The 16335-nt window shown below is 63.9% G+C and carries 12 protein-coding genes; 5 read left to right on the forward strand and 7 right to left on the reverse strand.

Annotated features, from left to right (window positions below; translation table 11 throughout):
• Positions 1 to 154: 154 nt before the first annotated feature.
• The 7 genes from QTL98_RS12805 to QTL98_RS12835 form a co-directional block, all read right to left on the reverse strand.
• Positions 155 to 1768, reverse strand: coding sequence for an OpgD/OpgG family glucan biosynthesis protein (locus QTL98_RS12805; RefSeq protein ID WP_445678856.1), 1614 nt, complete (start codon positions 1766 to 1768; stop codon positions 155 to 157).
• A 125-nt stretch (positions 1769 to 1893) separates the two neighbouring features.
• Entirely contained in the window at positions 1894 to 2907 is a 1014-nt protein-coding gene (locus QTL98_RS12810; RefSeq protein WP_445678857.1) for a Gfo/Idh/MocA family oxidoreductase, read from the reverse strand.
• A 106-nt stretch (positions 2908 to 3013) separates the two neighbouring features.
• The gene (locus QTL98_RS12815; RefSeq protein ID WP_445678858.1) at positions 3014 to 5962 is read right to left on the reverse strand and encodes a methyl-accepting chemotaxis protein; all 2949 of its coding nucleotides are present in this window, start codon (positions 5960 to 5962) and stop codon (positions 3014 to 3016) included.
• Positions 5963 to 6100: 138 nt separating this feature from the next.
• Entirely contained in the window at positions 6101 to 7225 is a 1125-nt protein-coding gene (locus QTL98_RS12820) for an ABC transporter ATP-binding protein (protein ID WP_445678859.1), read from the reverse strand.
• A gap of 5 nt (positions 7226 to 7230) precedes the next feature.
• Positions 7231 to 8124: a carbohydrate ABC transporter permease gene (locus tag QTL98_RS12825; RefSeq protein ID WP_445678860.1), complete on the reverse strand. Its 894-nt coding sequence runs from the start codon at positions 8122 to 8124 to the stop codon at positions 7231 to 7233.
• Positions 8121 to 9032 carry a carbohydrate ABC transporter permease gene (locus tag QTL98_RS12830; RefSeq protein ID WP_445678861.1) on the reverse strand — a complete coding sequence of 304 codons (912 nt, stop codon included), beginning with the start codon at positions 9030 to 9032 and terminating at the stop codon, positions 8121 to 8123. The genes QTL98_RS12825 and QTL98_RS12830 overlap by 4 nt, the downstream gene beginning before the upstream one ends.
• A gap of 266 nt (positions 9033 to 9298) precedes the next feature.
• Complete coding sequence (locus QTL98_RS12835; protein WP_445678862.1) at positions 9299 to 10576, reverse strand: ABC transporter substrate-binding protein; 1278 nt, start codon at positions 10574 to 10576, stop codon at positions 9299 to 9301.
• A gap of 296 nt (positions 10577 to 10872) precedes the next feature.
• Here QTL98_RS12835 and QTL98_RS12840 point away from each other — a divergent pair, with 296 nt between their 5' ends.
• From QTL98_RS12840 to QTL98_RS12860, 5 genes are all read left to right on the forward strand, one after another.
• Positions 10873 to 11604, forward strand: a complete 732-nt coding sequence (locus tag QTL98_RS12840) for a response regulator (RefSeq protein ID WP_445678863.1) — start codon at positions 10873 to 10875, stop codon at positions 11602 to 11604.
• Positions 11601 to 13085 carry a sensor histidine kinase gene (locus tag QTL98_RS12845; RefSeq protein WP_445678864.1) on the forward strand — a complete coding sequence of 495 codons (1485 nt, stop codon included), beginning with the start codon at positions 11601 to 11603 and terminating at the stop codon, positions 13083 to 13085. Before QTL98_RS12840 ends, QTL98_RS12845 begins: the two co-directional genes overlap by 4 nt.
• 120 nt (positions 13086 to 13205) lie before the next feature.
• Positions 13206 to 13757, forward strand: coding sequence for an HD domain-containing protein (locus tag QTL98_RS12850; protein WP_445678865.1), 552 nt, complete (start codon positions 13206 to 13208; stop codon positions 13755 to 13757).
• A 319-nt stretch (positions 13758 to 14076) separates the two neighbouring features.
• Complete coding sequence (locus QTL98_RS12855; RefSeq protein WP_445678866.1) at positions 14077 to 14715, forward strand: helix-turn-helix domain-containing protein; 639 nt, start codon at positions 14077 to 14079, stop codon at positions 14713 to 14715.
• Positions 14716 to 15001: 286 nt separating this feature from the next.
• Positions 15002 to 16258 carry a pentapeptide repeat-containing protein gene (locus QTL98_RS12860; RefSeq protein ID WP_445678867.1) on the forward strand — a complete coding sequence of 419 codons (1257 nt, stop codon included), beginning with the start codon at positions 15002 to 15004 and terminating at the stop codon, positions 16256 to 16258.
• Positions 16259 to 16335 lie beyond the last annotated feature (77 nt).

Here is a 16335-nt window from a genome sequence, read left to right on the forward strand (position 1 = left end):
GCTTCCCCGCCAGATCGGGCCGCAGATGATCCTCCCGGCAACCGGCAGAGGACATAAGGCCCTGTTACGCCTCATCCCGTTTCGCCCCGATTATCGCTCAAAAGCGCAGCGGGGCTAAGTATTTTGATAGAGGTTCGCAGCCAGAATCCGGCGGTCAGGGCAACAGGGCCGGCAGATACTGGTAAAGCCAGGTTTCAGAGAGCGCCATGTCTCCCTGCTTCAGGAACAGGCGCAGATCGACCGGGTCGGTGCCATCCACGCTGACCTCAAAGCTCGCCCGCCAGCGGTCCGTGCCTGATACCGGCAACACCTCGACACTGGCGATCTGCCCGCGTGACGCGGCGATGGAAGCATCGACGGCGGCGCCGGCATCAAGGCCGGCAAGGCGCCCGCCTTCAAAGTCGACCACGAAGCGCACATAACCCTGCCGTGCCGGGCTGCCGACCGGACCGCCGGCACCGGCGCGTGTTGCAACCACATGCGCATCCGGACCGCCAAAAGGTTCAGCCGCCGTCCAGTAGAGCCGGTAGTCGGCCGCCACGGCCGCCCCCCTCTCCACCGCACCGTCGGTTACCCAATAGGCAACCACATTGTCGGTGATCTCGGTGTCAGTCGGGATTTCAACCAGTTGCACCACGCCCCGCCCCCAGCTGGAAAGCGGTTCGATCCACGCGTCGGCCCGGCGCTCGTAGTGGAAGAGGCTGTCCTGATAGTTGCCGAACTCGCGGTCACGCTGCAGTAGCCCGAAGCCGCGCATGTTGTCATCAGCAAAACTGGAGACCGCCAGCTGGCCGGGATTGTTGAGCGGGCGCCAGATGCGCTCGCCGCCACCGGTCCAGATGGCAAGCCCGTCGCTGTCATGCACCTCCGGCCGCCAGTCGGGCGAGGAACGCCGGTTGGTCTCGGAATACCAGTACATGGAGGTCAGCGGCGCAATGCCGAGGCGCTGGATATCCTCGCGGGCGAAGAGACGCACGGCAACCGTCATCACCACGCCCTTGTCGCGTGTGACGTCCATGCGCGTTGCGCCAGTAAGGCTCGGCCCGTCGAGCTGGCCATAGATGGTCATCAGCGCATCGGGGCTTGCCGGCGGCGCGAGCCAGAAGCGGGTAAAGCGCGGAAATTCCTCCGGCTTGCCGAGCGCGGTATTGACGGCAACAGCACGGGCGGAAAGCCCGTACTGGTGCAACTCCCCTTCCGAGCGGAAATAGGAAGCGCCGATGAAGGAAAGCCAGTCGGTCGCCAGCCCGTCATTCATCAGACGGAAACCGGCAAAGCCGATATCGTCCGGCAACTCTCGCGCCGGACCGCTTGCCGGCTCGTCAAAATAATCCGGCGAATAGAGCACCTGCCGTGCCTTGTCGCCTTCCACCAGATAAATCTCGACCGGCTGCTGGAAACGCCGGCTCAGATGGAAGAACTGCACAGGCACCGCTGTGCCCGGGATCGTCAGCGTGTGGTCGCCGCGCGGATGGATCAGCAGATGATCATCCTCATGCATCTGGCTGAGGATAACGCCGGCGCGCACCGGGTCCGGCTCATAGGGGCGACCGGCCGCAACCTTCATGCGCTCCACGAGCGCATCGAAGGAAAATGGCCTGGGACTGCCGAGTGCCGGGGTAAAACCGGCCGGAGCCGCGGGCACTTCCGGAGCGGGAGTTTGTGGCGCCGGGGCTGCCGGGGCCGGATCGTCCGCCAGCGCAGGGCCGGCAAAACCGGCAAGGGCACTGGCAATCAGCAGATCTCGGCGCGACAGGGTAACTGGCATGACGCCCCTTCAAACTCGGCTATGGGGTAAGGCTGGAAGGGCGCATTTAGTCAAAGCTGCTGCATTGCGGCAAGGGGTATCGGCGGCAAAAACCGGTCCTGCCGCCGCAATCCCTGCCGGCCCGCTCAGGGCATCAGCGACAACACGGCCGTAATGGTTGCCCGCCCGGCTTCAGCCGGCACGGGAACCGGTGCCTCGCCCCGGATGGCGGCGGCAACACCGGCATAATAATCAGCGTAATTGCCGCGCTTGGTCGGGATGCGTTCCACCCGGCCATCGACATGGGTGAGCGTGCCCCACTCCGCTTCCGGCGCTTCGCCATAACCGGCATCCGTCGGCACCATGCCGGCCTTCAGCTGGTCCTCCTGCGGATCGGTTCCGCCAACAGTATAGACGCCGTTGGTGCCATAAATCGTGTAACGCGGTCCGGGCACCGGATAGAGCATGCCGGCGTTCAATACGCAGCGCACTGCCTTCTCCCCCTCACCATGGATGGACAGGATGGAGAAGCTGTCATCGACGATGCCACCCGGACGCTGGCGCGTTGCCCCGCCGGAGAGGTGGCTCGCCGGGCCAAAGAGGGTGAAGGCCTGATCAAGCAGGTGCGGTCCCAGATCGTAGAGCAGGCCGCCGCCCGGAACGTCCTTCTCGCGCCAGCGGTCGCGCACTTCCGGGCGGAAACGGTCGAAACGACTGTGGAATTCCACCACCTGCCCCAGTTTGCCGGAGCGGATGAGATCGCAGACGGTCAGGAAGTCGCCATCCCAGCGGCGGTTCTGGAAGGTGGAGAGCACGAGCTTGCGCTCGGCCGCGAGTGCGATCAGCGCATCGGCCTCTTCCAGCGTCACGGTAAAGGGTTTGTCCACCACCACATGAGCACCGGCTTCCAGTGCGGCCCGTGCCTGCGGGTAGTGCAATTCATTCGGGGTGGCGATCACGACGAGATCGGGCGTACCCGCCGCGAGGCGGGCTTCCAGCGTGGGATAAACCGTTGCCCCCGGCACCACTGAAGCAACAGCATCGACCTGGCTGGTGATGACGGCATCAAGCTTCAGCCCCGGCAGGGCCATGATGACCGGCGCGTGGAACGTACGGCCGGCAAGGCCAAAACCCACCAGCGTGACCGATAGCTGAGACATGTCCCCTCTCTTCCCGCCGATGAGTGCGGCGCCACTTTTCAGCAATATTTACAAAAACATCCGGGCCGCCAAAGCGGCCCGGATGTTGCTCCTGTCCCAAGCAGTATCAGCCTTGGCGCACGCCGTCGACAAAGGCATCGGCACTGCGGCCAAGCACGCCCATACGGTCGTTGAGTTCGCCCGCCACCTCGCGGATGCCCTCAACCTGCTGCACTGCCGTTTCCGAGGCGCTGCGTGCCATGTCGAGGCTTTGGGTGGCCTCGCTCGCCCGGCTGGAGGCCTGGCGTACGGCCCGATCGATTTCGCGGGCGGCAGCTTCCTGCTCCTGCACCGCCGCGGCCACGGATTCAGCCGCCTCGTTCACTTCGCGGATCGCCTCGCCGATGCCGTTGATGGCGTCAGCCACCTGCAGCGTCGAGTGCTGGATACCACCGATGAGGGAGGCGATCTGGTCGGTTGCCTTGGTGGTCTGCTCGGCAAGGTTTTTCACCTCGTTGGCAACCACGGCAAAGCCCCGGCCCGCTTCACCCGCCCGCGCCGCCTCGATGGTGGCGTTAAGCGCCAGCAGGTTGGTCTGGCTGGCAATAGCGCCGATCAGCTCCAGAATACCGCGCACCTCGTCAGCGGATTTGCGCAGGGCCGAGACCTGGGTTTCCGCCTGTTCACCGCGCTCCACGCCCTTGCGGCTCACCTGAGTTGCCAGCGACATCTGGCGAGCGATCTCGTTGATGCTTTCGCTGAGCTGGGCAATGGCCGTCGAGACAGTTTCGACCTCGCTGCGGACGGCAGTGGACGCACCGCCGGCCGCCTCGTTGCCCTCCTCGACCGAGTCCACCGCCTCGTTCAGCACGGAAGCGGACTGGCTCATCCGGCCGACGGCGGCATTGAGGGCCTGGATGGTACCGCGCACTTCACTGTCGAACCGTTCGGCAAGGCCGCTCATGGTGCGACGGCGCTCCTCTGCCGCCTGTTCTCGCTCCCTGTCGGCAGCAAGGCGGTTTTCCTCCACCTGCCGCGTGGTATTGCGGAAAACGGAGAGCGCTTCGGCCATCTCGGTGATCTCGTCGGTACCGCCGGTCGGCACTTCAACGCTGGTATCGCCCGAAGAAATGGCCCGCATGGCACCCGACAGGCGCTCAAGCCGCGCGACGATGCGCTTGCGTACGAAGAACAGAACACCGCCGGCAACCAGCAGCGCCACCACGACGAGCCCGCCGAGGATCAGACGGTTGCTGTGCACAGTGGCTTCCGCCCCTGCCACCTGTCCCTGCGTACGCTCGCGCGCCAGCGAAACGACCCCCTGCAGGCCGAGCTTGTTAAGCGCCTCTTCCACACTGGAAAGGCCGGCATGAGCCTGCTTGATCGCGCCAAGCTCTGCCTCTCGGGCCGCAACAACACCTTGCGGACCGAGCGCCCTGTCGAGGCTGGCAAGGCCGGCACCGAGCGGAGATTTCGCATCGAACCCGTCTGCCTTCAGCACCGATGCCGGTTCCTTGAGCGCGCCGGAGATGTCGGTCAGATCGACGGGATCGTCAGAGGCCGCCGCCTGGCTCAAAAGACCGATGGCGAGGTTCGCCTGCGCCTGCATGTCCAGCAGGTTACGCAGGGCACTCACATCCTTCTTCAGAAGGTCGGTGATCATCTCGGCATTCTGCGACTGCGTCTTCTGCGAGGCGCTGGCGAGCGTGTCGCGGGCCTGCTGCACCACCGGCTCGGTGGCCTTGCTGAAAGCATCGGCAGCCGTCCGCAGCCCCTCAAGGCGCGAGATCCGCAGCTGTGACCAGGTGGTATGTGCGCGCTCGCCGGCCTGCAGCTCATCGGCATGCAGCTTGAGCGGAGAGTTGCGTCCGTTACCGAGCTTCAGAAGCTCGGTATAGAGCGAGGTGATGGTGTCGTAAGGGGCAGCTTCCGGAAGAGACTTCGCCAGATCACGGCTGGAGCGCATCAGCTCCTTGTTGAGCTTGTCGAGCTCGGCAATCCGGTCCGCCGTTTCCGCCAGCGTGCCTTCGATGGTGTAGGCATAACTCTGGGAAATCGCCGCCTTCATTTGCAGGAGCGTGTCACGCAGCTCCGACGTTGTCTCCGGCGCGGCAAGCGCGGCATCGAGGGCGCCGAGCAGCGTTGCCATGTCCGCCTGCAACTTGCCCATCAGCGCGCGTCGGGCATCGGCAAACACCTTTTGCGACTGGACCGTGGCGTTGATCTCGTTGGTGCGCACGGTGAAAAGGTTCTGGTCGCCATCCCCGAACTCCAGGAGATCGGAGGCCGGCTGAACCAGCGGTCCGCCGGATTGCGGCAGGCTTTGCAGCCTCGCCACCAGCTCCGCCTTCTCAGCCACAAAGGCATCGTGCAGCGTGGCGGCTTCTTCGGGTGTATCGGCGGCGGCGCCTTCAAGGATCAGGCTGACAGTGCCATTGGCGATGGCGCGCACTTCCAGCACAGTTGCCAGCGTGCCGACTTCGTTGCCGATGAGAGCAGAGAGCGCCTGACGCGCCTCATCATTAATCTCGCCCGCGCGGGTAATGAGTTCGTTGTTGGCGGCATCGACGGCGCCGGTAATGGCCTTGCGCACGGCGGCATGTGCCGCCTTGGCATCGGCAATCGACTGCTCGCGGGCACCGGCCAGTTCATTACGCCGGGTCACGCTGCCCTGAAGGGCGGTCAGCGACCTTTCAAGCTCGCCAACAGCCGCGCGCAGCTCTTCCACCGGGCTGCCCTTGCCGGCGGCACCGCTGCCGCTCACTTCGTCAAGCGCAGCGCGCAGGGCAGCGATCCGCGCCGCAACGGCGCTGGTATCGATTTCGGTCGAGGTATTATCGTGAAGCTGGGAGGCAAATAGCGAGACGTCCTGGCTGCGGCTGGCAAGGGCCACCGCTCCGCCAAGCGACCGGTCGCTTTCCTGGCCCAGACTGGCAACGCTGGAGCCGACATTGTCGAGCGCGATCCAGCCGATTCCGGCGGCGACAGCCGTCAGCGCACCCATACTGAGGAGCGCCACCATCAGCCGCGCACCTATCCCAACGCGGCCGCCCTGGCCGCGATCCTGCGTTTCCATCGGCGCCTCCTCGTTACCCTGCCGCCCCGGTTTTTATAATTCGGGACCTGACCTCTTTGAGGCTCTCATGCAGGACGGGAGAAGCCCATACTTCTCCCGTATAGCCACAGTAGATTAGGCTCTCTTAAAACACCCTTATCAAAGCCTCTTTTCGGTCGCCGGATCGAAGAGGCTGATCTTGCTCATGTCGATCATGAAATTCATGGTCTGACCGGCAGGACGTGCGTCATGCGGACGCACGCGGGCGATGGCCTGATTGCCCCCCAGGGTCACGTAGGTCAGCGTGTCGGCGCCGGTCGGCTCCGTCACATTGATCTCGCATTCCATGGTGGTCATGGCCGAGTTCTCGCGCAGCTCGGCCTGGATGACATGGGTCATCGTCTCCGGGCGGATGCCGAGGATGACCTCGCGGCCAACCCAGTCCCCCAGATGCGGCGCCGGCTCGAAGAGCGGAAGCACGACATCGCCGGTTTCGCCATTGGCGGTACGGCGCAGGCGCACGCCCAGGTGATTGCCTTCCGACACCAGCGTGGCCGGTGCGAAATTCATCGCCGGGGAACCGACGAAGCCCGCCACATACATGTTGGCCGGACGCTCATAGACTTCCTGCGGGGCTGCGAACTGCTGGACGATACCGTCCTTCATCACCGCCACGCGGGTGGCGAGCGTCATGGCCTCGATCTGGTCGTGGGTCACATAGACGATGGTGGTGCGCAGGCGCTGGTGCAGCTTCTTGATCTCGGTGCGCAGCTCGACACGGAGCTTGGCATCAAGGTTGGAGAGCGGCTCGTCGAAGAGGAAGATCTTCGGATCGCGCACCAGGGCGCGGCCCATGGCCACACGCTGGCGCTGGCCGCCGGAAAGCTGCGCCGGCTTGCGCTGCATCAGGTGGGTGATCTGCAGAATGTCCGCCGCCTTGGCGATCAGTTCCTTCTGCTTGTCCTTGGGCACACCGCGCATCTCGAGGCCGAAGGAGATGTTCTTCTCCACGGTCATGTTCGGATAGAGCGCGTAGGACTGGAACACCATGGCGATGTTGCGGTCCTTGGGGTGCACATTGTTGATGACGGTATCATCGATGGCGATGTCGCCCTCGGTGATGGTGTCGAGGCCGGCGATCATGTTGAGCAGCGTGGACTTGCCGCAGCCCGACGGCCCCAGCAGCACCAGGAACTCGCCGTCAGCCAGATCGAGATCGATCCCTTTCAGGATCTCCACCGGTCCGTAGCGCTTCTTGATGTTACGAATGGAAAGAGAGGCCATGATCCTTATCCCTTGACCGAACCGGCCGTCAGGCCGCGCACGAAATACTTGCCGGCGATGATGTAGACGAGGAGCGTTGGCAGAGCGGCGATGATCGCGCCGGCCATGTCCACGTTGTACATCTTCACACCGGTGGAGGTGTTGACGAGGTTGTTGAGCGCCACCGTCAGCGGCTGCTGCGGGCCGGAAGTGAAGGTCGCGCCGAACAGGAAGTCGTTCCAGATCTGGGTGAACTGCCAGATCACCGTCACCACGATGATGGGCGGGCTGATCGGCAGCATGATGCGCCAGAAGATGGTGAAGAACCCTGCCCCGTCGATGGTCGCCGCCTTCACCAACTCGTCGGGCACCGAAACATAGTAGTTGCGGAAGAAGAGCGTGGTGAACGCAAGGCCATAGACGATGTGGACGAAGATGAGGCCGTAGGTGCTGTTGTCACCGGTGAGGCCCAGCTTGCCCAGCGTCTGCGCCATCGGCAGGATGACGACCTGGAACGGAATGAAGCTGCCGAACAGCATCATCGCGAAGATGACGTTGGCGCCGCGGAAGCGGAACTTCGTCAGCGCAAAGCCGTTGAGCGCGCCCAGCAGGCTGGAAATCGTCACCGCCGGCACGACCAGCAGCAGCGAGTTCTTGAAATAAGGCGCAAGCCCGCGGCAATCGACGCCGATACAGGCGCTGTCCCAGGCCGTCTTCCACGCATCGAACGAGATTTCGCGCGGCAGCGAGATCAGCGACTGGGTACGGGTTTCCGCCAGCGTCTTGAGGCTGGTGGAAACCATGATGCCCAGCGGCGCCAGGAAGTAGAAGGCGAAGAGGATGAGCACTGCGTAGATCACGAAGCGCCCGATGGCATGCCCGCGACCGCCGGTGCCGGGCAGGTTGGCAAGCTCGCTCATCGCTTGCGCTCCCTGAGTTCGGAATAGAGGTAGGGCACGATGATCGCGATCACGATGCCCAGCATGAAGATGGCCGAGGCGGAACCGACATTGATCTGGTTACGCCGGAAGGTCATTTCGTACATGAAGTTGGCCGGCAGCGAGGACTGGAAGCCCGGACCGCCATTGGTCAGCGCCACGACAAGGTCGAAGCTCTTGACCGCCAGATGCATGAGAATGACGAAGGCGGAAACGAAGACCGGCCGCACCGACGGGATGATGATGCCCAGATAGATGCGCGGCAGGCTGGCGCCATCGAGATAGGCCGCCTTGATGATTTCCTGGTCCACACCGCGCAGGGCCGCCAGCACCATGGCCATCACGAAGCCGGACGCCTGCCAGACGGCGGCGATCACCAGCGTGTAGATGACCATGTCGGTGTCCTGGATCCAGTCGAACCGGAAGTTCGCGAACCCCATCTCGTGCATGAAGCGCTCGATGCCGATATCCGGCGTCAGGATCCACTTCCATGCCACGCCGGTGACGATGAAGCTGATCGCCATCGGATAGAGATAGATGGTGCGCAGAACGCCTTCGGCCCGGATGCGCTGGTCCAGCAGCACGGCGAGCAGGCAGCCCAGCACCATCGCCACAACGATGAAGAGGCCGCCGAAGATGAAGAGGTTTTCAAAAGAGACCGAGAAGCGCGAGGCCTCGATCATCTTCCTGTAACCATCCAGGCCGGCGAACTGGTAGCTCGGCAGCATGCGGCTGTTCGAAAACGACATGTAGAGCGTCCACAGGATGAACCCGTAGACGAAAAACAGCGACGCGGCGAAGGACGGCGCCACCACAATGGCGGATATCCATCTCTGGACGAAGGCAAACATGCCCCCGCCCGGGCGCGTCCCGAGCTCTGTGCTCGACATGGACCGAGGCTCCTAAATAGCGGGTTCGACAAAGTGAGACATCATAGCAGGACGGCCAGGATCGCTCCCGCAGCGATCGATGGTTCCTCTTGTTCTTGCTACGGCGCCCGCAGCACGGGCACCTCCCCCTAAGTCCGGTTTTTATCGCCGCCCCTGCCTTAAGCCGGGCGGCCGGGGGCCGGATACCCCCTTGGTTACTGCAGCCCCCGTGAAGACAAACGCGGTGCCGGAGGAGCTCCGGCACCGCGCCCGGTCTTCAGACGCCCTTAGTCCTTGGCGTTTTCCATTTCCTCGGCCAGCTTGGCGACAGCGTCGTCAGCCGACATGCTGGAGTTGAAGAACTCGGTCGCCACGTCGAGGAAGGCGCCGCGGACGGCACCGGCCTGCAGGATTTCGTGAGCAACGGAGCCAACCAGCGTACCGCCCTTGGAAGCGGTGTCGAGGTCATCCATCGACTTGATGGCGCAGCTGTCGAACTTGTCGCGCGGCACGCCGATACGGGCCGGGATGGAGCCCTTGTAGAGGTTGAAGATTTCCTGGAACTTCTCGCCCATGATGAGCTTGGCGAGAACCTTCTGGCCTTCGACCTTGTCGTCACCCTTCACCTTGAACATGGCGATGCTGTCGCTGTTCAGGATGTAGCCATGCTCGGACGGGGTCGGGACGCAGAGGAAATCGGTACCGGCCTTCTTGCCGGCAGCGAAGAACTCGCCCTTGGCCCAGTCACCCATGATCTGCATGCCGGCCTTGCCGTTCATGACCATGGCGGTGGCGAGGTTCCAGTCGCGGCCCGAGGCGCCGTCATCGACATAGCCCTGGAACTTGCGGAAGTAGGTGAAGGCCTTCTTCATGGTGTCGGACTTGAGCGACGCCTCGTCGAGGTCGCCCAGGGCCTTGTTGAAGAAGTCAGCACCGCCAACACCGAGGATGATGGTCTCGAGGACGGTCGCGTCCTGCCAGTCCTGGCCGCCATGGGCGAACGGGATGAAGCCGGCAGCCTTGATCTTGTCGGCAGCCGCGAACAGGCCGTCCCAGGTGTTCGGAACGCTGTCAACGCCAGCCTTCTTGAGGACTTCCGGGTTGGCCCAGATCCAGTCGACGCGGTGGATGTTGACCGGAACGGCCACATACTTGCCGTCGTACTTGACGATCTTCTGGATCTGCGGCGGCAGGAGCTTGTCCCAGCCTTCGGCATCGGCAACGGAGTTCAGGTCGGCAAGAGCGCCCTGCTCGGCCCAGTCGGCGATGTTCGGGCCCTTGATCTGCACGGCAGAGGGCGGATCGCCGGCGAGCACGCGGCTACGCAGAACGGTCGCCTGGGCGTCACCGCCGCCACCGGCAACCGGGCTATCGACCCACTTGCCACCGGCAGCTTCAAATTCGGACTTGAGTTCGGCGGCAGCCTTGGCTTCGCCACCGGAGGTCCAGTAGTGCAGAACCTCAACGGTCGGCTCAGCGTGCGCGACGGTGGTCAGCGCGCTGGTGGCCATGAGGGAGACGGCAAAAGCCGCGCCCACGAATGCGGACGTACGCATGAAAGACATCTGTCAATTTCCTCCCGGACTTAAGCTTCTGTTCAGGCTCAAGGCACCAGCTTTGTTGGGGCCGGCCGTGAGCCATCCCGGTGGGATTGCTGAACCTTAAGACCCGATTATGCAGCAAAAAAACCGTTACAAATGATTTCACCGGCGAAAACCGGTTACATTCGGTTACAAAATTAATTCGAAATCTCAGGAAGGCGGCCGGAAAGCGCTGCAGTGCCGCAGGATGCTGGACAGCGCGGCATCGGCTCCCCCATCTTGTGCCGCAAAATTCCCCTTCCGCGTTATGCGAAGTTTTCATGTCCACTCCGCGCCATTTGCTGGTCGTCGACGACGATCCCGAAATTACCGAGCTGCTGCACGACTTTCTGGCAAGGCAGGGATTCCGCGTTTCCACCGCGGCTGATGGCCCGGCAATGCGCAAGCTGATGGAAAGCTGGGATTTCGACCTGGTGATCCTGGACGTGATGCTGCCAGGCGAGGACGGACTGTCGCTGTGCCGTGACCTGCGCGGCAAAAGCAATATTCCCATCATCATGCTGACGGCCGCCTCCGAGGAAACCGACCGCATCGTCGGACTCGAGGTCGGCGCCGATGATTACCTCATCAAACCCTTCAGCCCGCGCGAGTTGCTGGCGCGCATCCGCGCCCTCTTCCGCCGCACCGCACCGGACGCCAGCGGCCCCGCCCCCACGGCCCATCCACGCACGCGCACTTTCCGCTTTGCCGGCTGGACGCTGGATGAGGGCTCGCGCGAACTGCGCTCGCCGGACAAGGTGCTGGTGCCGCTCTCCGGCGGAGAATTTGCCCTGCTGATGGTGTTTCTCACTCACCCCCGTACCATTCTGGATCGCGAGGGACTGCTGGACGGCACGCGCGGGGTGATGCCGGTACCTTTTGACCGGTCCATTGATGTTCAGGTGAGCCGTCTGCGTCGCAAGATAGAGTCGGACGCCAAGGAACCCTCGCTGATCAAGACCGTGCGCGGGCAAGGGTATCTGCTGGCCTGCACGGTGGATGAGAGCTGGTGACGCCCCTTACCCGCTTGCCGGCAAGGCTGCTGGCCCGGCTGCTGCCTGACCGCCTCGCGGGGCGCATCTTCCTGACCACGGGCGCCACGCTGGTGGGCGTGGTGGTGGTTATGGGCGCCATAGGCTTTTATGCCGAGCGTCAGCAGCGCGCCGCCGATAAAGCCGCCGCAATGGCACCGGCACTCTTGCAGATTTATGCCGCTGCCTTCTCCCAGCCCTCACCGGGCGACGTATCGGCGCTGCAAGAGATCGCCCGCCGGGCTGGCCTCGCCGAGGACGAACTGACGGTCGGCTTGCGCGCCTCCGGCGAGGTGCCGCCGCCGGGCTGGAACGCCGAGGCACTGTCTGAACTCAGTTATGGACCGGATACGGTGATCTGGGCCTGGCACGGCGTCTTTGCCCACGAGGCGCTGGCCGAGGCCCCCTTCAGCCTGATGCTGCCGGAACTCGCCCGGCTGCTGGCCCACCAGCATGACCGCATGATGCTGAGTGTGCATCTGCCGGCGGGCGGCTGGCTGGACTTCACCAGCCCCGATTACTGGCGCACGCGCGCAACGCCGGTACAGCTCGGGCTGATGGCCATCGGCGCGCTGGTCATTGCCGCCCTGATGTTCGGCGCCCTTGCGCAGAAACTGGCCGAGCCCTTTACCCGCATTGCCCGCGAAGCCGGGGAGCCGGGATTTGACCTCAGCGCCCCCCCCCTGGAGCCGGGCGGCCCGCATGAGGCGCGCGCGGCGGCAGAGGCCATCAATCGCACCCAGGCTGAACTGCGCGAAATGATCGGCGAGCGCACGCGCATGCTGGCCGCCATCAGCCACGACCTGCGCACCCCGGCAACGCGGCTTCGCCTGCGGGCCGAATATATCGAGAGCGAGACGCTGAAGGACAAGATCCTCGGCGATCTCGACGAGCTCAGCGGCATGATCTCCGCCGTGCTGGAATTCCTGCGCGAAGGCTCCACCGACGAGGAATTCCAGATCGTGGCCTTCGCCAGCCTGCTGCAAAGCCTGTGCGACGATTATATCGATACCGGCATGCCGGTGATCTATCACGAACCGCCGCCCTTGCGTTTCACCACCGTGCACAGCGTTTTTGGCGGCGGGGGCGAAGCGGTGGATTTTGAGCAGGTACGCTCCCTGCGCCTGTCCTGCCGGCCCAAAAGCCTGCGTCGGGCCTTTGCCAATCTCATTGAAAACGCCGTCAAATATGGCGGGCGGGCGCATGTGCGCGTCGATGCCTCGGCAGATCAGGTGCTGGTGGAGGTGAGCGATAACGGCCCCGGCATCCCGGCACGCGAGCGCGAGAACGTGTTCAAGCCCTTCTATCGCCTCGAAGCCTCGCGCAACCGCGCCACCGGCGGCAGCGGGCTTGGGCTTTCCATCGTCAAATCCGTCATCGCTGCCCATGGCGGCACCATCGAGCTGCTGGACAATCCCGATGGCGGGCTGCTTGTACGTACGACGCTGCCCCGTCATCTTTGAGCTGATAGCCGCCCGTCTTTTAAAAGCCCGCTCCGGAAAGCCTCATTGCCGATGCCTGCCGCCGCCCCTCCCCGTCGCTCCCGTCCCGCCGCCAGTCAGCCGGGTCGCGTGTGGCAACGCATGCTCTCGGGCCGGCGGCTCGATCTTGCCGACCCGAGCCCGGTGGATATCGAGCCGGAGGACATCGCCCTCGGCCTTGCCCGCCAGCACCGCTGGAACGGCCAGACCCGCGGGGCTTTCGGCTTTTCGGTCGCGCAGCACAGCATTCTGGTGCGCGACATCATGGCCGGCGCCCATCCGGGGCTCGACCGGCGCTGGCAACTGGCGGCACTGCTGCACGATGCGCCGGAATTCGTCTGCCATGACCTGATCACGCCGCTCAAGAATCTGGTGGGCGATGTGTTCCGCGATGTGGAGAACAACCTGCTGCGGGCCATCCATCTGCGTTTCGGCCTGCCGGCGGTGGTGCCGGTGCCGGTGCGCAAGGCGATCAAGACCGCCGACAAGGTGGCGGCTGCCACCGAAGCCATCTCGCTTGCCGGGTTCACCCGCGAGGAACTGGGGCCGGTACTGGGGATCACCGTTCCCCCGCTCGACCAGGAGATCGAGGCCTGGGCGAGCGACATCGCCTGCGAGCGTTTCCTTGCCGAACTTTATGGCCTGCTCGACTGAGCTTTTGCCGGTTGGCGGCGGCTTTTCTGCCCTAGGTACTGGACTTGACCGGGGGCACCCTATATTACCCATCAGACGGACCGGACAGAGCCTTCCCAGCCAGTGGATAAAGAGGCGCTGTCGTCGGAAGGTCGATGGGTGCCCAAAGCCCCGAAGACACCGGGTTCGTTTCGATAGAGAACGGCCGAGATGCTGGAGTGCCTTGCCGGAAGGCTGGCCTGTCCGTGGGTTTTATACCCGGACGGCGGCCCTGCCGGGATTGCCGGAACAGCACGGGCGCGTAGCGTTTTAAAAACCGATTAAAAGAAGATGGCGGATCATGCAGAGCAAGCGTCGCGGCCGTATTCCCCAGTCCGCCTGGCCAGACATTCTGCGCCGGCACGAGCAGGGTGAATCCTTAAGCTCGATCGCGCGGGATTTCGACTGCACGCCCAGCGCCATTTCCTATGTCATCAAGAAGAACCAGGCCGGGGCCGATAATGGCGGTGCCGAGGCCAGTGAAAGCGATGAAGAAATGACCAACGAGAACGAGCCGGAAACCGGCACCGAAGTGGCCGGCGAGGCCCCCGCAGCGGTTGAAGAGGCGCCGCGCACCGAAGAGGCGCGCCCGCGCACCCGCATGCTGCGCATGAAGCAGCCGGCAGCCCCGACGCCCGTCGCCGCTGCCGATGTTGCCGGAGACAGCGATGCCGGCGACAGCGGTGACGATAGCCATGGCGCTCCCGCGCCGCGTCAGGCGACCGACATTCGTGTGGAAGAGACCGCGGCAACCTGCCGCGCCGCCTACACTACCTGGCGTTCCGCCCCCTCGCCCGAGACGCTGGATGCGCTGCAGACCAGCCTGCACGAGATCCGCAAGGTGATTGCCCGTGTCGAGATCGAGATTGCCGCCGCCCGTGGCAGCGAGCCGATCCAGCGTCCGGCACAGCGCCACGTCTATCGCGCCGCGCGCCGCTGACCCGCACGCCACCACAAGGCTTGTCGGCAATCGCCGGCAGGCCCGGGATATAAAATGGCCGCCCTGAAAAGGGCGGCCATTTTGTTTGGCGCCTCACCGTCGATAACGATTGCTTTTTATGAAAATCGTTATGAAACAGAGGGCTATATCCTTAAGAGTTAATGACCTGCTGCTTTGCGCACGGCAAATTAGCGTTTTGTTGATGGTCTTGCGGCAATATCCGCAATGTCCGTAAAAACTCCGGCCGGCAGTCGGAAAGAATAATAAACAGAAAGGTCTACGACGTATGGCGACCACCGTGTCTCCGCAGGAATTGATGGAGGTTCTCGCCCGGCATGACCGTTATCTGAAGAAGATGACCGGCGGCCGGCGTGGCAACCTGTCGATGGCGGATCTGCGCGGTGTGGACCTGCGCGAAGCAAACCTCTCCCAGGCCAAGCTCTCCGGCGCCAATCTCAGCCGTGCGCTGCTGCAATATGCCAATCTTTCGGAGTGCGACCTGTTTGCCGCCAACCTGGAACGGGCCGACTGCACGGGCGTGAATTTCGGCGGAGCGGATCTGCGCGGGGCCTATCTGCGTGGCGCCAAGCTGCGCGGTGCCATCCTGCGCGCAGCGGACCTGCGCGGCGGCGCACTGCTTTATGAGCAGGACAATGCCGACGATCCGGAACGCGCCCCCTCCAACCCGCATGGCGCCGACCTTTCCAACGCCACCATGATCGAGGCGGATTGCACCGGCGCGCAGATGGCCGGCTGCAACTTCTCCGGCGCCAAGATGCCGCGCGCCAACCTCACCTCTGCCGTGCTGCGCGGCGCCAACCTTTCCAATGTCGACCTTGACGGCGCTGACCTGCGCAAGGCGGACCTTACCGGCGCGCAGGTCTATAATGCCAACCTGCGCAACACCAATCTCGAGGGCGCGACGCTGGATGGCGTGGACCTCAGCACGGTGGATATGACAGGGGCGCATTTTTCACTTTCCGCCGACAGCCTGTCGGACCAGATCCAGACCGCGCTCAAATCCCACCAGGACTGGATCCGCTCCGATGGCGCCAATGGCGCCCGCGCCAACCTGACCGATGCCGACCTCTCGCAGATCGACCTGACGCCGTTCAACCTCAGCGGCGCCAACCTGCGCGGCGCCAACCTGACCGGCGCCAAGATGCATGGCTGCATGATGGTGATGACCGACTTCACCAATGCCCGTCTCACCCGCTGCGACCTGTCGGAAGCCATTCTCGACGGGGCCGTGCTGGTGAATGCGGATCTTTCCGCCTGCAACATGACCAATGCGCAGCTGGCACCGGTGGACCTCAAGAACGCCAAGGGCGAGTTGATTGGCCGTCAATGGGCCGCCAACCTTTCCAACAGCCGCCTGCGCGACGCCGTTCTGGTGGGCGCCAAGCTCACCAAGGTCAACCTGACGGACGCCGACCTCACCAATTGCGACCTGCGCAATGCCGACCTTACCGGCAGCATTCTGGACGATACCGACATGACCGGTGCACGTCTTGAAGGCGCAAGGCTGCCGCCGCGCGAGTAAAATGCCTGCGCGAAGGCGCAACCTCATCACATGAGCGAAGAGAACCGGGTCGGGGCGATGGCGCCGGGCGATGAGGC

It is taken from the genome of Radicibacter daui, assembly GCA_030657355.1.
Classification (GTDB): Bacteria; Pseudomonadota; Alphaproteobacteria; order Radicibacterales; family Radicibacteraceae; genus Radicibacter; species Radicibacter daui.